The 22,689-nt window shown below is 73.0% G+C and carries 22 protein-coding genes and 1 pseudogene; 9 read left to right on the top strand and 14 right to left on the bottom strand.

Annotation, left to right across the window (positions count from 1 at the left end):
* Positions 1 to 103: 103 nt before the first annotated feature.
* Both AB0M26_RS11190 and AB0M26_RS11185 read right to left on the bottom strand, forming a co-directional pair.
* Entirely contained in the window at positions 104 to 415 is a 312-nt protein-coding gene (locus AB0M26_RS11190) for a hypothetical protein (protein WP_365258235.1), read from the bottom strand.
* A 449-nt stretch (positions 416 to 864) separates the two neighbouring features.
* Complete coding sequence (locus AB0M26_RS11185; RefSeq protein ID WP_365258088.1) at positions 865 to 1,263, bottom strand: ATP-binding protein; 399 nt, start codon at positions 1,261 to 1,263, stop codon at positions 865 to 867.
* A gap of 292 nt (positions 1,264 to 1,555) precedes the next feature.
* Here AB0M26_RS11185 and AB0M26_RS11180 point away from each other — a divergent pair, with 292 nt between their 5' ends.
* From AB0M26_RS11180 to AB0M26_RS11150, 7 genes and pseudogenes are all read left to right on the top strand, one after another.
* A complete protein-coding gene (locus AB0M26_RS11180; protein ID WP_365258085.1) occupies positions 1,556 to 4,216 on the top strand; it encodes a LuxR C-terminal-related transcriptional regulator in 2,661 nt (886 codons plus the stop codon).
* 262 nt (positions 4,217 to 4,478) lie between these two features.
* A complete protein-coding gene (locus tag AB0M26_RS11175; protein WP_365258082.1) occupies positions 4,479 to 4,892 on the top strand; it encodes a hypothetical protein in 414 nt (137 codons plus the stop codon).
* A 170-nt stretch (positions 4,893 to 5,062) separates the two neighbouring features.
* Positions 5,063 to 5,503: an Lrp/AsnC family transcriptional regulator gene (locus AB0M26_RS11170; protein WP_365258079.1), complete on the top strand. Its 441-nt coding sequence runs from the start codon at positions 5,063 to 5,065 to the stop codon at positions 5,501 to 5,503.
* A gap of 71 nt (positions 5,504 to 5,574) precedes the next feature.
* Entirely contained in the window at positions 5,575 to 7,203 is a 1,629-nt protein-coding gene (locus tag AB0M26_RS11165; protein WP_365258076.1) for an amidohydrolase, read from the top strand.
* Between the two features lie 1,243 nt (positions 7,204 to 8,446).
* A complete protein-coding gene (gene lnt / locus AB0M26_RS11160; protein ID WP_365258232.1) occupies positions 8,447 to 10,039 on the top strand; it encodes an apolipoprotein N-acyltransferase in 1,593 nt (530 codons plus the stop codon).
* On the top strand, positions 10,036 to 10,803 hold the full coding sequence (locus AB0M26_RS11155; protein WP_365258073.1) for a polyprenol monophosphomannose synthase: 768 nt from the start codon (positions 10,036 to 10,038) through the stop codon (positions 10,801 to 10,803). Before lnt ends, AB0M26_RS11155 begins: the two co-directional genes overlap by 4 nt.
* 147 nt (positions 10,804 to 10,950) lie before the next feature.
* Positions 10,951 to 11,335: pseudogene (locus AB0M26_RS11150) on the top strand (LLM class F420-dependent oxidoreductase); the annotation flags it as partial.
* A 52-nt stretch (positions 11,336 to 11,387) separates the two neighbouring features.
* Here AB0M26_RS11150 and AB0M26_RS11145 read toward each other — a convergent pair.
* The 8 genes from AB0M26_RS11145 to AB0M26_RS11110 all read right to left on the bottom strand — a co-directional run bounded on the left by AB0M26_RS11145 (position 11,388) and on the right by AB0M26_RS11110 (position 15,958).
* Complete coding sequence (locus tag AB0M26_RS11145) at positions 11,388 to 11,648, bottom strand: hypothetical protein (protein WP_365258071.1); 261 nt, start codon at positions 11,646 to 11,648, stop codon at positions 11,388 to 11,390.
* A gap of 81 nt (positions 11,649 to 11,729) precedes the next feature.
* Positions 11,730 to 13,526 (bottom strand): complex I subunit 5 family protein, encoded by a 1,797-nt coding sequence (locus AB0M26_RS11140; RefSeq protein ID WP_365258229.1) that lies wholly within the window; start codon positions 13,524 to 13,526, stop codon positions 11,730 to 11,732.
* A 40-nt stretch (positions 13,527 to 13,566) separates the two neighbouring features.
* Positions 13,567 to 13,911: a cation:proton antiporter subunit C gene (locus AB0M26_RS11135; protein WP_365258068.1), complete on the bottom strand. Its 345-nt coding sequence runs from the start codon at positions 13,909 to 13,911 to the stop codon at positions 13,567 to 13,569.
* Entirely contained in the window at positions 13,908 to 14,726 is an 819-nt protein-coding gene (locus AB0M26_RS11130; RefSeq protein WP_365258065.1) for an MnhB domain-containing protein, read from the bottom strand. Before AB0M26_RS11130 ends, AB0M26_RS11135 begins: the two co-directional genes overlap by 4 nt.
* Complete coding sequence (locus AB0M26_RS11125; RefSeq protein ID WP_365258062.1) at positions 14,723 to 14,995, bottom strand: DUF4040 domain-containing protein; 273 nt, start codon at positions 14,993 to 14,995, stop codon at positions 14,723 to 14,725. The genes AB0M26_RS11130 and AB0M26_RS11125 overlap by 4 nt, the downstream gene beginning before the upstream one ends.
* A complete protein-coding gene (locus AB0M26_RS11120) occupies positions 14,992 to 15,486 on the bottom strand; it encodes a monovalent cation/H+ antiporter complex subunit F (RefSeq protein WP_365258059.1) in 495 nt (164 codons plus the stop codon). Before AB0M26_RS11120 ends, AB0M26_RS11125 begins: the two co-directional genes overlap by 4 nt.
* Entirely contained in the window at positions 15,483 to 15,647 is a 165-nt protein-coding gene (locus AB0M26_RS11115) for a hypothetical protein (protein WP_365258056.1), read from the bottom strand. Before AB0M26_RS11115 ends, AB0M26_RS11120 begins: the two co-directional genes overlap by 4 nt.
* A 53-nt stretch (positions 15,648 to 15,700) precedes the next feature.
* Positions 15,701 to 15,958, bottom strand: coding sequence for a WhiB family transcriptional regulator (locus AB0M26_RS11110; RefSeq protein ID WP_365258053.1), 258 nt, complete (start codon positions 15,956 to 15,958; stop codon positions 15,701 to 15,703).
* A 113-nt stretch (positions 15,959 to 16,071) separates the two neighbouring features.
* Here AB0M26_RS11110 and fxsA point away from each other — a divergent pair, with 113 nt between their 5' ends.
* Positions 16,072 to 16,680 carry an FxsA family membrane protein gene (fxsA, locus tag AB0M26_RS11105; protein WP_365258050.1) on the top strand — a complete coding sequence of 203 codons (609 nt, stop codon included), beginning with the start codon at positions 16,072 to 16,074 and terminating at the stop codon, positions 16,678 to 16,680.
* Between the two features lie 691 nt (positions 16,681 to 17,371).
* On the opposite strand, the gene AB0M26_RS11100 is transcribed toward fxsA, so the two are convergent.
* The 4 genes from AB0M26_RS11100 to AB0M26_RS11085 all read right to left on the bottom strand — a co-directional run bounded on the left by AB0M26_RS11100 (position 17,372) and on the right by AB0M26_RS11085 (position 20,866).
* Entirely contained in the window at positions 17,372 to 17,746 is a 375-nt protein-coding gene (locus tag AB0M26_RS11100; RefSeq protein WP_055472566.1) for an RNA polymerase-binding protein RbpA, read from the bottom strand.
* 266 nt (positions 17,747 to 18,012) lie between these two features.
* Positions 18,013 to 19,374 carry an MFS transporter gene (locus AB0M26_RS11095; RefSeq protein ID WP_365258048.1) on the bottom strand — a complete coding sequence of 454 codons (1,362 nt, stop codon included), beginning with the start codon at positions 19,372 to 19,374 and terminating at the stop codon, positions 18,013 to 18,015.
* Between the two features lie 59 nt (positions 19,375 to 19,433).
* Complete coding sequence (locus tag AB0M26_RS11090) at positions 19,434 to 20,195, bottom strand: glycerophosphodiester phosphodiesterase (RefSeq protein WP_365258045.1); 762 nt, start codon at positions 20,193 to 20,195, stop codon at positions 19,434 to 19,436.
* Entirely contained in the window at positions 20,192 to 20,866 is a 675-nt protein-coding gene (locus AB0M26_RS11085) for a hypothetical protein (protein WP_365258042.1), read from the bottom strand. The genes AB0M26_RS11090 and AB0M26_RS11085 overlap by 4 nt, the downstream gene beginning before the upstream one ends.
* A gap of 177 nt (positions 20,867 to 21,043) precedes the next feature.
* Here AB0M26_RS11085 and AB0M26_RS11080 point away from each other — a divergent pair, with 177 nt between their 5' ends.
* Positions 21,044 to 22,546 carry a PLP-dependent aminotransferase family protein gene (locus tag AB0M26_RS11080; protein WP_365258039.1) on the top strand — a complete coding sequence of 501 codons (1,503 nt, stop codon included), beginning with the start codon at positions 21,044 to 21,046 and terminating at the stop codon, positions 22,544 to 22,546.
* The last annotated feature ends 143 nt before the right edge of the window (positions 22,547 to 22,689 follow it).

Genomic DNA, 22,689 nt, shown 5'->3' with positions numbered 1-22,689 from the left:
AGGAGCCGGTGACCATGACGCCCGAGCCGGTGACCATGACGCCCGGGGCCAGTGACTTCGCGTCGGCCGGTGACGGCCGAGCGGCGGGCGTGGGGCGGTCCTGTCAGGCGGCCCGGCGTCCCACCGGCGGAAGACCGCGGATCGGCTGCGAGCCCGGCCCGCCGACATGGGAGAACGGCTGCATGCGCCAGTCCAGGCCCTCCGGCAGGGTGAGCAGCATTCCGGCGTCCTGCTCGTGCGCGTCGAGCGACGAGTCGGCGGGCGTGGCCTCGACGACGGAGCGCCCCGTGCCCGGGCAGACCGTGAGACCGAAGGGGTTCCACGGCGTGCGGACCAGCGCGTGCTCCGGCAGGGCGGTTTCCTCGGCCAGCAACGCGATCGGGCGGGCGCAGTCGGGGCACACCACCCGGAACATCTCGAAGGTTTCGTCGAGACTGTCCTCGTCGCGCTCCTCCGCCGCGCCGATCTCCGCGGGATCGGGAGCCGTGCCCGCCGGCACGGACCGGGTGCGGTCGCTACGACCGGAATGCTTCAAGCTGCGCATGTAACTCCCCCTCGGTTGGGCCGACAAGGCGCTGCGGCCTCGACCACAGCAAGCATTTCCCTGACCGCGCTCCGGGTAATCGCGGCGCTCCGGTGGACAGTTGGCGGAATGTGTGGCGTTCGTCACATGCCGTTCGTGTGTGCCCGGACGCCTCGGCACGTCCCCGTCAGGCCCTTCACGACCGCTCCTCCCCGTTCGCGCCCGGCCGCCCGTGCCTTTGCCCGCCACGCCGCCCGTGGCCTTCGCCCGGTACGTCGCCGTGGCCTTCGCCTGCCACGCCGCCCGTGGCCTTCGCCCGGCACGCCGCCCGCGGCTCCCGCTCATGCCTCGGCGACGACGGCCCAGCGCACATGCCGGCCGCCCGCCTGCCGAACACCCGTCTCGTCGCAGATCGCCTCCACGATCCGCAGTCCCCTGCCCCGCTCGGGCAGGTCTTCGTCAGGGAGGACGACGGGGCACTCCAGCGGGCCACCGTCCACGACCGTGATCCGTACGGCCGCGCCGGCCGCCGACCACTCGCACCCGACCCGTACCGTCACCTGGGGCTTGGCGTGGCACACGGCATTGGCCACGAGCTCGGAGACCACGAGGACCGCGTGGTGCGCCGTCTCGCCGTTCACGCCCCACTGCGCGAGGGCGGCACGCGTACGGGTACGGGCGAGCGCGGAGGCCTCGGGGTGGTGAGGGACCTCGAAATCTCGGGGGCCGGGTATGTCCACAGTGATGGCCTCCCCTGCGAGGGGATTCGACTCGACCTTGCCCCTCCACCGAATCACCGCGCCCGGCGTCCGTCGTGAGCAAGAAATACCCATATCTCGCACGGTGGCGTACTCACCGTCCGTGTCCGCATACCACGGACTGTTGTCCGGAGTTCACCCACGGGCCACACGGACCCCAACTCTCCCGCCAGCACCGCGGATCCGGAGGCCGGACATCCGCGCCGATGACGGCACATGGCGTCGTTCCGCAGGGTTCACCGCCGCGGGTGCCGGACCTATGCTGATGGGCGTCGTGAGCGTCGCAAGATCCCCCTACGCGTCCGCCGCTGCACGCTGGCCGCTGGTCGCCAGAAGCGGTGAGCTCGACACCGTCGCGGCCGGCCTGGCCGACCGCCGGTGCCGGGCGGTCATCCTTCATGGTCAGGCCGGAGTCGGTAAGACACGGCTGGCGGAGGAATGCCTCGACCGGGCCCTGGGTGCCGGGCACCCCGGTGGCCGGGCGGTCGCGAGCGCCGCCGCGGCGGCCATCCCTCTGGGAGCGGTCGCCCACCTGCTGCCGGGCAAGCCGGTCGCCGACGATCCGGTCGCCGCGTTCGAGCGGGCGGCCGTCAATCTGCGCACAGGCAGGGAAACGCGCCGCTACGTCCTGCTCGTCGACGATCTCCATCTCCTCGACACCACCTCGGCCACCCTGATCAGCCAGCTCCTGCAGACCGAGCACCTCTTCCTGATCGCCACCGTGCGCGAGGGCGAGCCGCGTACGGCCGCCGTCAGCGCCCTCGACACCGGCGACCGGGTCCGCCGCCTCTCCCTCGGCCACCTCGGGCCCGCGGACATCGAGGCTCTGCTGGAACAGGTCCTCGGCGGCCCCGTCGAGGGACAGACGCTGCACATGCTGTGCGAAGCGAGCGGCGGAAACCTGCTCTACCTGCGGGAACTCGTGCTCGGCGCGATGTCCGCGGGCACACTGAACGCCTACAACGGGGTGTCCCGCCTCAAGGAGCTCCCGGTCGGGACGGGAGCGCTCGCCGACCTCATCGACGTACGGCTGTGCTCGGCAGGGCCCGACGAGCGGGACGCGCTGGAGATCCTCGCCCTGACCGGCCCACTCGAACTGCGCCTCGCCGAGGCACAGATCCGCTCCGCCACGCTGGAGCTGCTGGAGACTCGCGGCCTGGTGCAGGTGCGCACCGACGGCGGACGGCACTCCGTCGACCTGGCCCATCCACTCCACGGCCAGGTCCTGCGGCGCCGCATCCCCGCTCTGCGGCGCCGCCGTCTGCTGCTCGCCCAGTCCGAGCTCCTGGAGGCGTTCGGCTGCCGGCGCCGCGGCGACCCGCTCCGCGTGGCCACCTGGCGCCTGGAAGCCACGGGTGCCGCCGACCCCGCGCTGCTCCTCCGGGCCGCGTCGCTGGCCCGCTACGCCTTCGACTACCAGCACGCCGCACGTCTGGCCCGCGCCGCCCTGGCCCAGGAAGAGAGCTTCCAGGCGTGTCTGCTGCTCGGCGAAACCCTCTACGAACTAGGCGAGTTCGAGGAGTCCGACGGGGTGCTCCAGCGTGCGGGCACCCTGGCGAAGACCGACAAGGAGCGCCTGCTCGGCGTACTGCAGCGCGTCAAGAACCTCTTCTGGGGGACCCTCCGGATCCCCGAGGCCCTGGACGTGAACAACCGCGCCCGGGAGTCGCTGACCTCCCCGGGCGCCCGTGACGCGCTGAACGTCTCCGAGGCCACCGTCAAGGCGTTCGGCGGCGATCCCCACCGGGCCCTGGAGCTCCTGGAGGGTCTGGACCGCATGGACCCCCGCAGCAGCGTGATGGGGGCGCTCGCCCGGACCGCGGCGCTCGCCGAGGTCGGCCGCACCGCCGAGGCCCTCGAACTCTCCGAGAGCGCCTACCGCGCCCATGCGAAGGTCACCGACCTGGTGGCGGTCTCCCATCCCTCGTCGCAGCTCATCTCACGCGTCTACGCCCTGTGCGAGGCGGGGCGCCTGGACGACGCCGTGGCCGTGGCGGAGCGGGGCTACCGCGACGCCGTCGCCGACCGCGCCCCCATCCCGCAGGCCTGGCTCGCCCTCAACCTCGGCCGCAGCCATCACCTCGCGGGGCGGGCGGCCAGCGCCCGCCGTTGGTACGCCGAGGCCGCGCAGATCAGCGCCGTCCACCACCTCACCGCGCAACGCAGACTCTCCGTGGCCGGTCTCGCCCTCGCCGAGTCCCTGCTCGGCGACATCGATGCGGCCGACTGCGCGCTGTCGGAGCTGAGCGACCTGACCACCGCGGGATGGGTGCGCCCGGACGCCCGCGTGGCGCCCGCCTGGCGCATGGCGGCCGGGGGCGATCTGACCTCGGCGCGCGAGGTGCTGCGGGACGCGGCGGCCGACGCACGGCGGCAGGGCCTGTGGACCATGGAGGCCCAACTGCTGTCCGAGATCGCGCGGTTGGGTGACCCGGGGGGCACCGTGGACCGGCTGGCGGAACTGGCCGAGCTGTGCGACGGGGCGTTCGTCCGCGCCCGCGCCGAGCACGCCGCGGCCCTGGCCGACCGCGACCCGCAGAGGCTGGCGCAGGCGACCTGTCACCTGGAGGCCATGGGGGCGTACCTCACCGCGGCCGAGGCCGCGGCCGCGTCCGCAGCGGCACACCGACGCATGGGGGACTTCCGGTCGGCCAACGCCATGTCGGTCCGGGCCAGAAAGCTCACTGCCCAGTGCGAGGGAGCGCGGACACCGGGACTGGCCTGGCTGGACTCGGCGATGCCGCTGACCGGGCGTCAGCAGGAGATCGCCCTGCTCGCCGCCCGGGGCCTCACGAGCAAGGAGATCGCGGCGCGCCTGGTTCTCTCCATCCGCACCGTGGACAACCACCTGCAGCGGACCTACGCCAAGCTCGGGGTCACCTCGCGTGCGGAGCTGGCCGGGGCGCTGGAGATGCCGTCCCCCGACGCTTTGTGAACCCGGCCGTCGGGCGTGGCCCGCGACCGCGCCGCCCGCGGAGGGTCGCGGCCGGTGCCTGCGGCAGCGGCGGTTCGCCCCGTCCCGCCCGTGAGGCCGCCGGCCGGACGGCGACAGACCGTGACACAGGGCGTGCCCGGCCGCACCGGGCGGGGCGCGTGCGTGCGTACTCTGGGCACCTCACCGTTCCACCTGTTACTACCTCTTACTACCTCGTACACAGCCCTCGTGGGATGACGCCCGAGCGCGATCGGAGTCCCTGATGACCGGCGCCGAGCCCGGACAGGTAAGCGTGGAGCTCTACGACGGGAGCCAGGACGCCGCCGAGACCGTCCTGCGCGCCATCGGGCAGGCCTTCCCCCCACCGCAGGAGGCGGCGGTGCAGGGCATGATGCGGGACGCCGCCGGGACGCCCCAGCGGTGGTGGTGCACCGTCGATGCGCGGCGGTCCTCCGTCACCGTCTCCGCCGATCTGGCGCCCCCGGACGCCGGAGACATCACCACGGTCCTCCGCGCCACCAGGGCTCGCGATGCCCAGCAGGTCGCGAAGGAGCTGAAGAGCCAGTTCGCGGTGGACGAGGTGGGCGCCAGCACGCACCCCGACAGGACCGTCGTCCTGCTGTGCGTCAGTCCGGCCTCCCGTCCGACCGGCCCCGAGGACGACACAGAGGGCTGACAGGGCGCCCTCCGGACCCGTTGCCCATCGGGCGGGGCGCGGACGGCCCCGCACACGACCCCGTGCGGAGTCCGTGCGTAGACGGAGTACGCAGGTGATGTACGCGCCCGCCCGCTGCTCCCGTAGCCCAGGTATGCCGAGGCAACCAGCTCACTGTAGGTTTTTGCGCTGTGGAGGAACTGGACCGGCAAATTGTGGAACTGCTCGTCAAAGACGGACGTATGAGCTACACCGATCTGGGCAAGGCAACCGGCCTGTCCACGTCGGCTGTGCATCAGCGCGTCCGCCGACTGGAGCAGCGCGGCATCATCCGCGGCTATGCGGCCGTGGTGGACCCCGAGGCCGTCGGCCTCCCGCTCACGGCCTTCATCTCGGTCAAGCCCTTCGACCCCAGCGCGCCCGACGACATCGCGGACCGGCTCGCCGACGTGCCCGAGATCGAGGCGTGCCACAGCGTCGCGGGCGACGAGAACTACATCCTCAAGGTGCGGGTGGCCACGCCGCTGGAGCTGGAGAATCTGCTGACCCGGATCCGCTCCCGGTCGGGTGTCTCCACGCGGACGACGGTCGTGCTGTCCACCCCGTACGAGTCCCGGCCGCCGCGGATCTGACCATTCCCGCCGGCGCCCTTCTCCGGGACCCCCGCGCCGCCCGCCGCCGCGGACGGGAGAAACTGGCCGTCATGAGCGAGAGCCCCGTGACCACGGACGTCCCCCGCACGGTGCTGCTGCGCGGCGGCACCGTCCACAGCCCCGCCGACCCCTTCGCGACCGCCATGGTCGTCGAGCGCGGCCAGGTCGCCTGGGTGGGCTCCGAGGGGGCCGCGGACGCCTTCGCCGACGGCGTCGACGAGGTCGTACGGCTCGACGGCGCGCTCGTCACCCCGGCGTTCACCGACGCCCACGTCCACACCACCGCGACCGGGCTCGCCCTCACCGGCCTCGACCTCACCCGGGCCCGTACGCTCGCCGAGGCCCTGGACCTCGTACGCGCCCACGCCGCCGCCCACCCCGGCGACCCGGTGCTGCTCGGCCATGGCTGGGACGCCACGCGCTGGCCCGAGCAGCGGCCGCCGTCACGCGCCGAACTGGACGAGGCCGCGGGCGGTCGGCCGCTCTACCTCACCCGCGTGGATGTGCACTCGGCCGTGGTGACCACGGCACTGCTCGGGCTCGTCCCCGGCCTGGCGGGCCGCCCCGACGCGCCGCTCACCGGCGACGATCACCACGCCGCCCGCCGCACCGCTCACGCGGCGCTCACCCCGCAGCAGCGCACCGAGGCCCAGCGTGCCGCCCGACGTCGCGCGGCCTCCCTCGGCATCGGGTCCGTGCACGAGTGCGCCGGGCCCGACATCTCCGGTGAGGACGACCTCACCGGGCTGCTCGCGCTGGCCGCCGCGGAGCCCGGCCCGCGCGTCTTCGGCTACTGGGCCGAGCAGGTCGCGGGTGCGAAGGACGCGATGCGCATCCGGGAGCTGGGGGCGATCGGCGCCGCCGGGGACCTCTTCGTGGACGGTGCCCTCGGTTCGCACACGGCCTGCCTCCACGCCCCGTACGCCGACGCCGGTCACAGCGGCACCGCATACCTCGACGCCAGTGCGGTCGCGGCCCACGTCGCGGCCTGCACCGAGGCCGGGCTCCAGGCGGGCTTCCACGCCATCGGGGACGCCGCCGTGACCACGGTCGTCGAAGGCGTACGGGCAGCGGCCCGGAGGCTCGGCCTCGCCCGCATCCGCGCCGGCCGCCACCGCGTCGAGCATGCGGAGATGCTCACGCCCGACACCATCGAGGCCTTCGCCGAACTGGGGCTCACGGCGTCCGTCCAGCCCGCGTTCGACGCGGTGTGGGGCGGCGAGGACGGGATGTACGCGCGGCGGCTCGGCGCCGAGCGGGCCCGCACCCTCAACCCGTTCGCCGCCCTGCTGCGCGCCGGTGTCCCGCTCGCGCTCGGCTCCGACAGCCCGGTCACCCCGCTCGACCCGTGGGGGACGGTGCGGGCCGCGGCGTTCCACCGCACGCTCGACCACCGCGTGTCGGTGCGGGCCGCCTTCACCGCGCACACGCGCGGTGGCTGGCGGGCCGTCGGACGGGACGACGCGGGCACGCTCGTGCCCGGCGCGCCGGCCGACTACGCGGTGTGGCGCACCGGTGAACTCGTCGTCCAGGCACCGGACGAGCGGGTCGCCCGCTGGTCGACCGATCCGCGTTCCGGAACCCCAGGTCTGCCCGATCTCACCCCGGGCGCCGACCTGCCGGAAGCCGTGCGCACCGTGGTGGGCGGACACACGGTCTTCGCACGGCCGAACGAGTGACGTACCGGGGTGGCGCGACGCGGAACCCTGTCTGCGCAGCCCGTCGCGCTACCTGCGGATCTTTCCCACTGACCTGGCGAATCCTTGAATTTGCCCAGGTCAAACGGCTGTTGACAGAAAGCGGTCGACGGCCGGTAGGTTCGGCCGAGTCCACCACAGGACGTCCGACCGGGGAATTTTCCACGCAGTCGCCGAACGCCGCTGGGCCATGGGGTGGTGCGCCGCACGGTGCGCCACCACTGGGAGCCAGGTCCAGCGCCCGCGCCACGGGGGCGAAGGAAGGTTCCGGCCGGCCGGCAGGTGTGACCCGGGTGGGGCCCGGGCGTCCAGTAGACAACGGCTTTCGGTTGACCCGCAGCCAGCGGGTCCCAGGTCGGCCCGAAGGGCGCCGGGCCCCCATCCGCAGCGAACTCCCGGGCGAACCCGCCCTTCGGCGCTGGCGGGCCGGAATCGTGGACGTACGTTTCCACGGTCCGCTCCCCGCGGTGCGCACCTCGTCCTCACGCCGCCGATCCTCTTGGGTGCTCCTCACGCCGCCGATCCTCTTCGGTGCTCCCCCCGGGCCGCCGCGGCGGAACCGTGCCCGCTCGGTGAGCCACCCGGCTGTCAGGCCTGCTCAGGCTGCCCGGAGCCGACCCTTTCCGTACGCTCACGGCCGTAGCCCTGGTGTGCCGGGGGCGAAGCGGAGTACGTGACTCCGGTGACGGTCGCCGGCCCGGGGTCCAGAACCCCGGCACGGCGATGTACGGTCGCTTCACAGCACCGCTCGACCTGCAGGAAGGCCGCGACCTTGCCACCGGGCCCCCACACCACCGCCGCGAACTCCTCCGGAGGTGCGTCGCGCGCCGACCGCGCGGACGACACCCAGGGAGCGACGCAGGCCCGTGCGGGCCGGTCCGCCGACGACGACGGGGCGCGGACCGGGCAGTCCGCACAGCCCGGCGCCGACGGTTCCCCGGAGCCGGGCACGGCGAGGCCCGAGCAACCGGAGCCCGGCTCTCCTCAGCCCGGGCCCGAGCGTGCGCGCGCCCAGGAGCCGATCTCAGTGGACTCCGGCGCCGCGCCCGCCGATGTCTCCCGGCCCGCATCGGGCGACGCCCCTCGTACGCCGCCCCCGGGCGACGCCCCTCGTACGCCGCCCCCGGGCGACGCCCCTCGTACGCCGCCCCCGGGCGACGCCCCTCGTACGACCCCGGGCGACGCGACCCCGCCCGCCTCCGTCGCCGCGCCCGCGGGAGCGAGCATCGGCGCGCGGCCGGGCCGCGCCGTCCGCCTGCTCCGGCTCGCCCGCCGCGAAGCACCCCGCACCTCGCTCGCCGCACTGGCCGGTGCCGCCCTCGCCGTGGCCTTCCCGCCGTACGGTCTGTGGCCGCTGTCCCTGCTCGCCGTCGCGGCTCTCAGTCTGCTGACCCGTCGGCGTACCGTGCGCCAAGGAGCCTGGACCGGGCTCGCGTTCGGGCTGCCGTTCTTCTTCGCCCTGCTGCACTGGCTCCATGTGGTCGGCTACGACGCGGTGTTCGGCCTCGCCCTGATCGAGGCGCTGTTCCTCGCCGCCCTCGGTGCCGGTCTCGCCCTCACCTCCCGGCTGCCGTTGTGGCCCCTGTGGGCCGCCTGCCTGTGGGTTGCGGAGGAGTGGGCGCGCGACCGCGTGCCGTTCGGCGGATTCCCGTGGGGACGACTGGCGTTCGCCAACACCGGCTCGCCCTTCACCCCGCTCGCCGCGCTCGGCGGCGCCCCCCTGGTCACCTTCGCCGTGGCGCTGAGCGGGGCTCTGCTCGCCGCAGCTGCGGTGGTCGCCTGGCGGCTGCGCCGCGCCCCGCGGACCGTGGGGGCGATCCTGCCGGCCGGAGGTGCCCTGGTGCTCGCGGTCGCGGTCGGTGCGGCCGGGTTCGCCGTGCCGGTCCCGAGCACCGCCGACGATCACGTGAACATCGCGGTCGTCCAGGGCAACGTCCAGCAGGCCGGGATGGACTTCCTCGGCCGGCCCATGAAGATCCTCAACAACCACGTCGAGGCCACCCTGGACCTCGCGGCGGATGTGAAAGCGGGCCGAACGCGGAAGCCCGACCTCGTGATCTGGCCCGAGAACGCCTCCGACCTCGACCCGTACCAGTACCCCGAGGCCCGCGGGCGGATCGACGAGGCGGTGAAGGCGGTCGGCGTGCCCGTCCTCGTCGGTGCCCTCGTCGACCATCCGACCGAGAAGGGTTACGTGGAGAACCAGGGCATCGTCTGGGACCCGAAGACCGGCCCCGGCGCCTCGTACACCAAGCAGCACCCGGTGCCCTTCGGCGAGTACGTGCCCTTCCGCGACCAGCTCAGCAAGGTCATCTCGCGGCTGCAGCGGGTGCCGCGCGACTTCTATCCGGGCGACCACAACGGCGTACTCCGGACCGGGCCCGCCCGGCTCGGCGATGTCATCTGCTTCGAGATCGCCTACGACGAGATCGTGCGCGACACCGTCAACGACGGCGCCCGTGCGATCGTCGTGCAGACCAACAACGCCACTTACGGCCGTACCGGGCAGCCCGAGCAGCAGCTCGCCATGTCCAAGCTGCGCGCCATCGAGCACGGCCGCGCCGTCGTCACCGCGGCCACGAGCGGGATCAGCGCGATCGTGGCTCCCGACGGCACGATCGACCAGCGGACCGAGGAGTTCACCCGCGACGTCCTCACCGCACGCCTCCCATTGCGTGATCACTCGACCGTCGCCGACCGCGTCGGCGCGGGCCCGGAGTGGGCGCTCGCTATGGTGGGGCTCCTGTCCTGCGCAGGAGCGATCGCGCTCGGGCGCCACCGGACACGGGGACGCACGGCAACGAAGGGGCAGCAGTGAACGAGGGCGTGCAGAGGCAGTACGGGCCGCTCGGAACGGTCTTGGTGATCATCCCGACGTACAACGAGGCGGAGAACATCAAGCCCATCGTCGGCCGGGTGCGGTCCGCGGTGCCCGATGCGCACATCCTCGTCGCCGACGACAACAGCCCCGACGGCACGGGCAAGCTCGCCGACGAGCTGGTGGCCGAGGACAACCACGTGCACGTGCTGCACCGCAAGGGCAAGGAGGGCCTCGGCGCCGCCTATCTCGCGGGCTTCCGGTGGGGGATCGACAACGGCTACGGCGTGCTCGTCGAGATGGACGCCGACGGCTCGCACCAGCCCGAGGAACTGCCCCGGCTGCTGACCGCGCTGAAGGGCGCCGACCTCGTCCTCGGATCCCGCTGGGTCCCCGGCGGTCGCGTGGTCAACTGGCCCAGGATGCGCCAGTTCATCTCCCGCGGCGGCAGCACGTACTCGCGTCTGCTGCTCGACCTGCCGCTGCGGGACATCACCGGCGGCTACCGGGCCTTCCGCAAGGAGACCCTGGAGCGGCTCGGCATGGACGAGGTCGTCTCCCAGGGCTACTGCTTCCAGGTCGACATGGCCTGGCGCGCGGTGAAGGCGGGATTCCGTGTCGTGGAGGTGCCGATCACCTTCATCGAGCGTGAGCGCGGCGACAGCAAGATGAGCCGCGACATCGTCGTCGAGGCGCTCTGGCGGGTCACGGCGTGGGGCGTCGGCGCGCGGGCCGACCGCCTGCTGGGCCGCAAGCGCTCCTGACGCTCGCCTCGGCGAGATCGTTTCCCGCTGCGCCGCCCGGTCCAACGGGCCGGGCCGCCGGGCGCCCGCGGGACGGGCCGGCGGGCCGCAGGACTCCTTGCGGCCCGTTCACGATGTTTTGCACGGGGCAGCCGGGGGGTTCGGGGCCTTAACGCGTTCGCGCAGCACGGAGATGCGGGGAAGCCCCGCATCGGCCAACTGCCCGTCTGCTTCGACGCCGACCGGGACGCCGCGGTGGCCCGCGCGCACGACCAGTTCCGGTGGTGCGGCGGTGGCTGGAAGGTCAACTCGGAACTGCCCGGGCCCACTTCCTTCGACTCCGCCACACACAGTTCGTGAGGCCGGAATACGTGGCCGAATCGATTCCGTGCGGTGCCGAGCCCAAGGCGTTCGTCGAGGCCGTACGGCCCTTCGTGGACGCCGGGTTAACCGAGGTCGCCCCTGGTCCAAGTGGGCGGGGAGAGCCAGCCAGCCCGCCTTTCTGGACTGGGCGCGTACGACGTTGCTGCCCGAGCTGCGCGCCGTGTGGTGAGGGGGCGGGACGGGTCCGGTCCGTCGTCAGTCGGCGGCCGGTCAGTCGTTCGTCAGTCGGTCGGCTCGCCCGGCGCATTCTCCTCGCCGCCGTCGTCGGTCGTCCCCTCGGCGCCGCGGCGGCCCGTACCCGCCACGTCGGTGTCGGGCAGCTCCTCCTCGTTCTCCAAGAGCTCCGCCTCGGCCTCCTCCTTGCGGTCCAGGTCGTCCGCGTACCACTGATCGGGCGTCTTGGCGCCACCCTCCTGCTGGTCCGGCATGTCGCGCGGGACCTGTCCTGAGTCGGCGGTGCCTTCCGGTGAACGTTCGCTCATGCCTCCATCCTTACTCGCACGCGGGCATCGTGCCGAACGGCGCGGGCGGTGCCCGGCCATCCACCGGGTACCCGCCGCGCCTCAGGACATGACCCCCGGAGCGGCCAGGGCCGCGAGCAGTGCCATGCCCACGACCACCCAGGCCACGTAGTCGCCGATGTGCCCCGACTGCAGTCTCCGTACGGGCGCCATGATGCCGGCCATGCGGCCCGGGCGGGGGCGGCGGACGCCCAGCAGGGCGAGCGCACAGGCGAGTCCGGCCGACAGCAGCCCGAGGAGTACGCCCGCGACCGTCCAGTGCGGCGCGGCGAAGACCTCCGAGGGCGCCGTCAGTCCGTCCAGGACCGCGCGCTCGTACGGCCCGTGCGTGGCGAAGAGGTCCCCCGCGCGCCCCGCGCCCGCCGCGATCCCCGGGACCAGCCCCACGGCCAGCGCTCCCGCGAGCAGCAGCAGCGGGACCGCGAGCATCGTGTCGGGGATCCGCCGCAACGGCCCCGACGTCTCAGGCTCCTCGTCGCCGGTGGTCTCCTCACCGCGCTGCGCCGATGTCCCCTCGGGCCGCGGCCCGGCACCCGCGAAGACACGCAACCCGGCCCGCAGCACCGCACCGCCCGTCACCGCGGACACGAGGACGAACACGGCGACAAGCCACTGCGCGGTGTGTCCGGCGGCTTCCTCCGCCACCGCCTTGCCCAACGCCGTGCCGAAAGGCGGCAGTCCGGCCAGGGCGAGACCGCCGGCGAGGAACAGACCGGCGGTCAGGGGAAGTTCGCGTGCCCTGCCGTACAACTCGTACTCGTCCACGGACGCGTAGCGGTCCAGCAGCACACCGGTGCAGGCGAACAGGGCGGCCTTCACGCCCGCGTGACCCAGCACGTACAGCGCGGTGCCCGCCGCCCCCTCGGGACTCAGCACGCCGACGCCGATCAGGAACAGACCGGTGTGGGCCACGGTGGAGAAGGCCAGCAGGCGCTTGAGATGGCGCTGTTGCCAGCACATCGCGGTGCCGAGCAGCGCCGTCAGGACTCCGGCGGCCAGCAGCGTACGGGTCACGGGCTCCGCCGGCATGCCGCCCGGGCCGGCGAAGACGGTCCAGTAGAAGCGCGCCGCCCCGTACACGCCCAGCTCCACCATCACACCGGACAGCAGCAGACAGACCGGCGTGGGTGCGACCGCGTGCGCGTCGGGAAGCCAGAAGTGGAACGGTACGGCCGCGGCCTTCACCAGCATGCCGGCCGTCAGCAGTACGAAGGCCGCGAGGACCAGGGCGTCCGGCTCGCCGTTGCCCAGCCGCCGCCCGATCTGCGCGAGCCCCAGCTCCCCGGTCCGCGCGTAGAGCATGGCGACGCCGAGCAGCATCGCGTACCCGCCGAGCGAGCCGGTCACGCCGAAGGCCAGCGCTCCCTGGAGCGGCCGTCGTTCCTCGACGCGGAAGCCGGTGAGGGCGTAGGCCACGACCCCCATCAACTCGAAGAAGACGAAGGCGTTGAACAGATCGCCGGTGACACAGAAGCCGCACATCGCCGCCTGGAAGACCAGGACCAGTGCGGGGAAGGAGCCCGTGTGGCCCCGGGGCGGCTCTTCGAAGTACCGCCAGGAATAGGCGAGTACGGCCACGACGAGCAGGGAGGTGAGCACCGCCAGACCCAGCGACATCGGGTCACCGACCAGCACGATGCCCACACCCGCGCCCCTGCTGTCCGGACGCCAGCCGCCCACCCACTCCACGGCGTACGGGTCACCGGAGGCGATCCCGGCAAGGGCGGCGACGGCCACGGCGGCCGTCCCGGCGGCGAACACGCACCCCACGGCGTCGGAGGCGATACGGGGCAGAAATCTGCCGATCGCCGCGAGTACGGCCGCGCCCAGCAGGGGCATGGCCACGACCAGCGCCAGCAGGCTCGCGGGATCCAACCGGTCACCCCTTCAGATCGGACAACTCGTCCGGGTCCACGGTGCCGTGCCGCTTGCGGACCTGGATGATGAGGGCCAGCAGCAGTGCGGTGACCGTCGCCCCGACCACGACGTCGGTGAGCGTGAGCGCCTGGACGACGGGGTCCACGACGCGGGCGTCGGCGGGGGCGTCGGAGAACACCGGCGCCGTACCGCCGCGGCGGTAGCCGACCGCGAGCAGCAGGACGTACGTGGAGGACTGGGTGACGGCCAGGCAGCCGACCGCGTGGATCAGATTGCGGCTGGTGACCATGCCGTAGACACCGACCAGGAGGATCCAGCATGCGACCAGGTAGGGGAAGACGCTCAAGCGGACTCCTCTCGGCGGCCGGCCGTTCCCGCCTCCGGAGCCCCGCCGGCCGGAGGGCCGGGCCGCACCTCCGGCCCGGGACGCTCCTCGGGGCCCTCGATCTCCACCGCTTGGTCGAGGAAGCGCGCCAGCAGTACCACCACACCGCAGGCCACCTCCATGCCGACGGCGGCGTTCAGCAGGACCACCGTGCCGCCGGACGCAAGGGTGTTGAACGTACCCAGCGGCAGCACATTGGCCAGGAACGCCGACCCCGCCAGGATGGCCGCGAAACCCGTGATCACATAGGCCGCCTCGGCGGCCGCGTCGCCGACCTCGTACAGGCCGACCGGTCGGATCCGCTCCAGCGCGCGGTAGTCCACGGCCACATAGAGCAGGTGCAGTGCCGTGGCGACGACGACCCCGCCCTGGAAGCCGCCTCCCGGGCTCAACTGGCCGTGGGCAACGACGTAGAGCCCCACCAGGAACGTCACCGGCAGCATGACCAGTCCGAAGCGGTGGACATGGGCGGCCACGCGCGCGGGCTGCGGAGCCCTGCGCTCCTCGCTCGCCGTCTGCCGCAGCAGCACCACGGTGCCCAGCACGGCGGCGAAGAGGATGGTCTGCTCGCCGAGGGTGTCCAGGGCCCGCTGGTCGAAGTTGACCGACGCGACCGCATTGGCCGTGTGCCGGGAGACGGCGGCGCGCACCGAGCGGACACCGTAAGGGTGTTCGTCGCCGCCGAAGGACGGCAGGTCCAGGCACGCCGCCACGAACAGGGCCGCGACCACCGACGCCGCCACGAGGAACAGGCGGATACGGACCAGGCGGCTCACCGGCCCCCGCCCTCCTCCCCGTCCCTGTGCCGCGGTCCGCGTCTCACCTTCCGCACGGTCAGCAGGATCATGAGCGGCGTCACGGCGGAGCCGACGGCAAGCTGCGAGAGCGCGACATCGGGCGCCTGGACGAAGGTGAACAGCAGCGCAAGGGACAGGCCGAGGAAGGAGAGCACCAGCGCCTGGCGGAGCGGATCGCGGTTGAGGACGGCGGCGGTCGACGCGGCGGCCACCAGTAGCAGCACTGCCACGATCAGCACGTCGGTCATGGCCCCTTCCCCTCCTCAAGTCCCGGACGGGAGGCGGCCTCCGGGCTCGTTCCCGTGCCGGTGCCGGCGTCCTGCCTCGCGGCACCGGCGCTCGTGACCAGATTGCCCGCCATCAGCAGGGCGCCGATCACCAGCAGCTTCACCGTCTCCCTGCCCGGTCCCGTCGCCACGCACAGCGGCAGGACCGTGGCAGGCACCGCGACCACCGCCGTACGGCGGAGCAGCGTCGAACTCGGCATGCCGCCGAGGAAGCGCGCGTAGACGAGGGTGCCGGCGGGGCCGAGCACCGCCAGCACCAACGCCAGGTCCAGATATGAGGAACGGCCGAAGCCACGGGCGGCGAGCAGCATCACCAGTGCGCCCAGCAGCGATCCGAGGTTCTGTGCGACGAGCCGGTCGCGCGGATCGCCGTGGGCGATGCGCCACAGGACGGGCACGAGCGCCGCGAGGGGGAGGAGTGCGGCGACGAGCCAGCCGTCCGAGACCGTCACCGCCGCTCCGCCGCCTTGCGGGCGGCGCGTGCAGCGACGGAGGCCGGGAGAGCCGCGGCGGTGCCCACCACGGCTTCGAGCGTGTCGACCGTGGAGACGAGCACCAGCCAGAGCGCGGTGAGCCCGAGCCACCACGCGAAGATCTCCGGCAACCCCCTCATGGGCGCAGACCTCTCATGGGCAATGGAGCGTAGGGTCTGCGCCCGCCCCGCGGTCAGCGGCGCGCCCGTGCGGCGCGGCGGGCCGTACGGCGGCGCAGGGCACGCCGCTCCATCTCGTCCATTCCGCCCCAGACTCCGGAGTCCTGGTTGTTCTCCAGGGCCCATTCCAGACATTCCTGCTGTACCGGGCAGTGGTTGCAGACCCCCTTCGCCAGTTCCGCCTGACGAGTGGCGGCGGGTCCTGTGGTGCCGATGGGGAAGAAGAGTTCGGGGTCCTCGTCACGGCAAGCGGCGCTCTGGCGCCAGTTCATGAGATCCACTCCTTTCGCGCCCGTTGCGGGCGCACCGTGTTGCCGTACGGGTTCCGGGCGTGATCCGCAGGCCCGCGTACCCGTGAGAAGTGGGTCAATGCACACTGGAAGACATGACGACCGGCTCGCCTCCCCAGCAACCGCCCACCCGTCCCCGGCGTTCACGCGCTCGCACACTCGTCCCGCTGGCCGTCGCCGCCTGGCTGGTTCTGGAGATCTGGCTGCTGACCGTGGTGGCGGACGCCATCGGCGGTGTCACCGTTCTGCTGATGCTCCTGGGCGGTGCGGTGCTCGGCGGCTACGTGATCAAGCGCGCCGGCCGCAGGGCCTGGCGCCGGCTCGCGGACAACGTCCAGGCGGCGCAGGCCGCCGCGGCGGAGGGGCGGCCGATCGACGAGGCCGCGGGGGAGAGCGGGGACAACGCGGGCCACACCCTGCCCATGCTGGGCGGGCTGCTGCTGATGATGCCGGGGTTCGTCTCCGACGCGGTCGGACTGCTGTGCCTCTTCCCGCCGACGCGAGCGGTGCTGCGGCGTTCGCTGGAGCGGTCGCTGAGCCGCCGTGTCGCGGTGCCGCGGCCGGGTACGTTCGGCCACGCGTACCGGCAGGCGCGCATGCACCGGCCGGACGGAAAGGTCGTCCCGGGGGAAGTCGTTCGCGAGGACCGTCCGGGAAGCAGGCCCCCGAACGACGACGAGCCCCGCCCGCCGCTGACGCGCTAGGACGCCTCCGGATCGGCTCGCCTCGGCTACGTCGCTTCCGATGCCGAGGGCGCCTCAGCGACGGCTGGGCGCGGTGCCCCCGGCGATGGCCGGGGGAGTGCCGGGCCTCGCGGACACGGGTGCTCCGGCATGGCCGACCGCATTGGGGAGATCCGAAGGCGCGGTTTCGACGGGCTTCGCGGCTCACGCCCGGTCACGTGGTGCGCCGGTGGCATCGGCCCAGTCCGGGCACGGATCGGGTGCGGCTCACTGCGCGGGCCCAGTCGGGGCACGGATCGGGTGCGGCTCACTGCGCGGGCCCAGTCGGGGCACGGATGGGGTGCGGCTCACTGCGCGGGCCCAGTCGGGGCACGGATGGGGTGCGGCTCACTGCGCGGGCCCAGTCGGGGCACGGATCGGGTGCTGCTCACTGCGCGCGTCGGTGACCGGCCGTACGGGGCGCTCACTCTCTGCGCACCCGTGCTGGCGACGGACATGGACGGTTCGCGGCCGCCGCCGGCCGGGACGCCGCCACCGCACCGGGAGGGAGTTCGCCCACACGGACACATCCGCGTCCCACGCCTGCCGGACAGGGCGTGCGCACCTGCGTGTGCGGACGACGAGGCCGCGGGCTGCGGCGACACCCCTGTGTCGCCGCAGCCCGCGGCCTCGCTGTGCTGTTGTGCGGCCCGTGCCGCAGGTGCGGTACGCGTTACGCGGACTTGCGGTTGTCGCGCGGATGCACGGCGATGTTCATCGCGCCGGAGCGCAGGACGGCCAACCGCTCGGCCAGCACCTCCTCGAGCTCCTCACGTGTCCGCCGCTCCATGAGCATGTCCCAATGCGTACGCGCGGGCTTGCCCTTCTTTTCCTCAGGGCCCTCGCCATCAACCAGGAGCGCCTGGGCCCCGCAGGCCCTGCACTCCCACTCCGGCGGGATTTCCGCCTCTACCGAGAACGGCATCTCGAATCGATGGCCGTTCGGGCATGCGTACTCCACCGCCTGGCGCGGGGCCAGATCGATGCCACGGTCGGTCTCGTAGCTGGTAACCACGAGGCGCGTGCCGCGGAGAGCTCGCTCACTCATGAATCGTGCCTCCCGGGCTTGTCGCCCACAGGACAGGTGTCGCTGTCGTCGTCATCCGGTCAACGTCCGGTCGGCGGTGAAGATTCCCGTTCCGGGACATGCGTCGCCCGTCGTGCCGCCCCTTGTTGTACCCACCAGCGCCCGGTTTGTCACATCTGGCAGCAGATGTCACCCAACGTTTCCGCTTCTTCAGCGTGCAGTAACGGTCCATCCGGTGAGCCAAGGGCGTACACTACCGTCCTTCTGCCCCGGACCCTAAATCGTGCCTAGATCCGGTCCGGTACGGGGTTACCCGCGGCGGCCACCGCACGCCGCACCGGGACCCGTGCGAGCAGGGCGAATCCCACCGCGAAGAACAGTACGAGCGAGATGATCGCGTCACGATAGCTGCCCGTGACCTGGTAGGTCAGCCCGAAGAGCAGCGGTCCGAGCCAGCTCGTCCCGCGATCGCTCAGCTCGTAGGCCGAGAAGTACTCCGCCTCCTTGCCACGCGGCACGAAATGCGAGAAGAGCGAGCGCGACAACGCCTGGCTGCCGCCCAGAACCAGGCCGATCGCCGCGGCCAGGACGAAGAACCACGCCGGTTCGCCCGCCGGCAGGAACCAGCCCGTGCCGATCGTCAGCGTCCAGGCCACCAGGGAGCCGAGGATCGTCCGCTTCGCGCCATAGCGGCCGGCCAGCCGGCCCGTGCCGAGCGCGCCCGTCACCGCGAGCACCTGCACCAGCAGAATCGCGGTGATCAGCGTTGTCTGGCCGAGGCGCAGCTCCTCCGATCCGTACACCGACGCCTGCGAAATCACCGTCTGCACACCGTCGTTGTAGACGAGGTACGCGAGTAGGAACATCAGCGTCAGCGGATAGCGGCGCATGTCCCGCAAGGTGGCCACGAGTTGCCGCCAGCCTCCGCCCAGCGAGGCGCCCTCGCCGCCGGTGCGCGCCACGGACCGGTCCCGCAGTCGCCGCAGCGGGACGATCGCGAACGCCCCCCACCACAGCCCCGCCGACGCCAGGCAGATCCGTACCGCCGTCCCCTCGGACACCCCGAAGCTCTCATGCCCGGAGTACAGGACGAGATCGGCGATGAGCACCAGCGCGCCCGCCGCATAGCCCAGCGCCCAGCCCCGCGAGGAGACCGCGTCCCGTTCGTCCGGCTCGGCGATCTGCGGCAGATACGCGTTGTAGAGGACCATCGAGACCGAGAGCGAGGCGTTCGCCACGATCAGCAGCACCCCGCCCAGCAGATAGCGCTCCCCGCCGAGGAAGAACATCCCCGCCGTGGCCCCCGCGCCCAGATACGCGAAGACCGCCAGCAGCGGCTTCTTGCGCCCCGTACGGTCCGCGACCGCGCCCACCAGGGGCATGGCCAGGACGGCCAGCAGGATCGACGCCGACACCGTGTACGCGAAGAACGAGCCCGCGCGCACCGGCAGTCCGAGCGGGTGCACAAAACCGTCGGCGTCCGCCGCGGCCCGCGCGACCGCCGTCAGGTAGGGACCGATGAAGACCGTGACGACGGTGGTCGAGTAGACCGAGACCGCCCAGTCGTAGACGTACCAGCCGCGCTGCTCGCGCCGGCGCTCGGCGGCCGGTCTGTCCGCCTCCTCGCCGCTGATGGTGTCGGTCCCCATGCCGGTCCCTCGCCCTCCCCGTGGCCGCACAGGTTCGGCCCGGGAGCGGGGGAGGAGGGTCAGGTCCATAGCCCGCGGTCGGTCAGTACGGTGCGCAGCGTGTCGATGTGGTCGGTCATGATGCCATCCACGCCGAGGTCGAGCAGCGCCTCCATCCGCGCGCGCTCGTTCACCGTCCAGACGTGCACCTGGAGGCCGCGCGCATGCGCGGACCGCAGGAAGGCACGGTCCACCACGCGGACGCGCCCCTGCCACTCGGGCACCTGCATCGCGATCCCGGTCCGTCGCAGCGGGACCGGAACGCCGTACGAGCGCAGCCGCAGAGCGCGCACGCCCTGGCTGCCGTACGAAGTGGCCAGCCGCGGGCCCGCCAGCCGCTGGGCGCGGACCACGCGGGCCTCCGAGAACGAGCCGACGCACACCCGGTCCCACACGCCCCTGCGCCGCACCAGCTCCGCCAGTGGAGCGACCGCGGCCTCGGCCTTGACGTCCACGTTCCAGCGCGCCGTCGGGAACGTCTCCAGCAGCTCCTCGAAGAGCGGCAGCCGTTCGGTCCCGGCCACGCGCGCCTGCCGCACCTCGGACCACGGCAGGACCCCGATCCGTCCCGTCGCGTCGGTGACCCGGTCCAGGGTGGCGTCGTGAAAGGCCACCAGCGTGCCGTCCGCGGTGGCGTGCACATCGGTTTCCAGATAGCGGTAGCCGGTCTCGATCGCGCGCCGGAACGCCGCCGCCGTGTTCTCCAGGCCGTCCGCCGCGCCGCCGCGGTGGGCGAAGGGGATCGGGAGCGGGTGGTCGAGGAAGGGGTGCAGTGCGGTCACCGCGGCAGTATGGCGCCCCGCGTGCTGCCGCCGTGAGCCACCACCGGTGACGGAGGGCCCTCGGGCAGCGGAATCGCGAACAGCCGTAGGAAGATCTGCGCGAGCGGGCCGATGCACAGCGCGTACGCCACCGTGCCCACGCCCACCGAGCCGCCGAGCAGGAAGCCGGAGGCGAGGACGGTGATCTCGATACCCGTGCGCACCAGGCGGATCGAACGGCGGGTGCGCCGGTGCAGTCCGGTCATCAGGCCGTCGCGCGGGCCGGGCCCGAACCGTGCCGAGATGTAGAGCCCGGTGGCGATGCTGTTGAGCACGATGGCGGCGACGAGCAGCGGGATACGGAATGCCAGTGCGTGCGGGTCGGGGACGAGCGCCAACGTGGCGTCCATCGCGACGCCGACGACGATGACGTTGGACACCGTGCCGAGGCCCGGACGCTGGCGCAGCGGAACCCACAGCAGCAGGACGAGAGCCCCGACGATGATCGACACCACCCCGATCGACAGACCGGTGCGCTCCGAGATCCCCTGATGGAGCACGTCCCACGGGCCGAGCCCCAGGGCGGCCTCCACCTGCAGCGCCGCGCTCGCGCCGTACAGCGCGAGACCGGCGTAGAGCTGGACGAGGCGCCGGGGCAGACGCCGCTCCCGCCACCCCCCGCGCGACCTCACCACTCCTCGACTCTCGCCGCCCGTGGGCGGCGGGTTGTGTGCCGGCAACGGTCCCTCCCCTGGGGTGTCCCACCGTGCCCGGCGGCAGTCGGTGGTGAAAGTGGCCTGTTCCGTGCCACTCTGTGTCAAGGGAGTGGACTGCTTCCATGGCCAATTCCGGGAAGGTGGACCGAAGCGATGGGTGACTGGACCTCGGCGGTGGGTGCCGCGCAGCTCGCCCGGCTGCTCCGCTCCCAGACCCTCCCGGCGCGCGAGACGGCCGCGGGCCGCAGACCGCCCGCCTACCGCGCGCTCGCCGACGGCGTGCGTCTGCTCGTCCTCGAAGGCCGGGTTCCGGTGGCGGCCCGGCTGCCCGCTGAGCGCGAGCTCGCCGCCGCGCTCAGCCTGAGCCGTACGACGGTGGCATCCGCGTACGAGGCGCTGCGCGGCGAGGGGTTCCTCGAATCCCGTCGGGGAGCGGGCAGTTGGACCGCCGTCCCGGCCGGCAGTCCGCTGCCGACCCGCGGCCTCGACCCGCTCCCGCCCGAGACGGCGGAGTCCATGATCGACCTCGGGTGCGCGGCCCTGCCCGCGCCCGAGCCGTGGCTCGGCCGTGCGTTCCAGGGAGCCCTCGACGCCCTCCCGCCGTACGCCCGCACCCACGGCGACTACCCAGCGGGCCTACCCGACCTGCGCCGGGCCCTGGCCGACCGCTACACCGCGCGCGGCATCCCGACGATGCCCGAGCAGATCATGGTCACCACCGGCGCCATGGGCGCCGTCGCCGCGATCTGCCATCTCTTCGCGGCCCGCGGCGAGAGGGTGGCCGTCGAGGCGCCCTCGTACGCCAATGTGCTGCAGCTCATGCGTGACGCCGGGGCCCGTCTCGTGCCCGTCGCCATGGCCGGTGGCCTCACGGGCTGGGACATCCCGGCCTGGCGGCAGGTCCTGCGGGACGCCGCGCCGCGCATGGCCTATCTGATGCCGGACTTCCACAATCCCACCGGGGCGCTGGCGGGCGAGGACCAGCGGCGGGAGATGGTCGTCGCGGCCCGCGCGGCCGGGACGGTCCTGGTCGCCGACGAGACCATGTCCGAACTGCGCCTGGACCCCGGGACCGAACTGCCCCGCCCCGTCTCGGCGTTCGACCCCGCGGGGAGCACGGTCGTGACCGTCGGCTCCGCGAGCAAGGCCATCTGGGCGGGGCTGCGGATCGGCTGGGTCCGTGCCGCGCCCGATGTCATCCGCAGCCTCGTCGCCGCCCGAGCCTACGCCGACCTCGGCTCGCCGGTCCTCGAACAGCTCGCCGTGACTTGGCTGTTGGGGGACGGCGGCTGGGACGCGGCCGGCGACATCCGCCGCGACCAGGCGCGAGGCAACCGCGACGACCTCGTGGCCGCTCTCCGCCGCCATGTGCCCGGCTGGGTGTTCACGGTCCCCAGCGGCGGCCTCACGCTCTGGGTCCGGACCGGGGGGCTGTCCGGCTCACGGATCGCGGAGGCGGGGGAGCGGCTCGGCGTACGCGTGCCGTCGGGACCGCGGTTCGGTGTCGACGGGGCGTTCGAGGGGTACGTACGGCTGCCGTTCACCGTCGGCGGCGCACTGGCGGAGACGGCGGCCACCCGGCTGGCCGCCGCGGCGCACCTGGTGGAGACCGGCGCTCCCGTTGCCGCGGACACGCCCCGCAGCCTGGTGGCCTGACGCGCGGTGTACGCCGCACCGAGGCCCGCCCTCCGCGTGCCACACGGTCCAAGCCGCATACCGCAGGATCCACGAGGCACCGCGCACGCGCACCTAGCCCGGCGCACAGCGCAAGATCCACGACCCGCGCAAGATCCACGACC

The organism is Streptomyces sp. NPDC051776 (assembly GCF_040681345.1).
Taxonomy (GTDB): Bacteria; Actinomycetota; Actinomycetes; order Streptomycetales; family Streptomycetaceae; genus Streptomyces.
The sequence above is the reverse complement of the archived record's forward strand: the minus strand, read 5'-3'. Positions and strand labels throughout refer to the sequence as shown.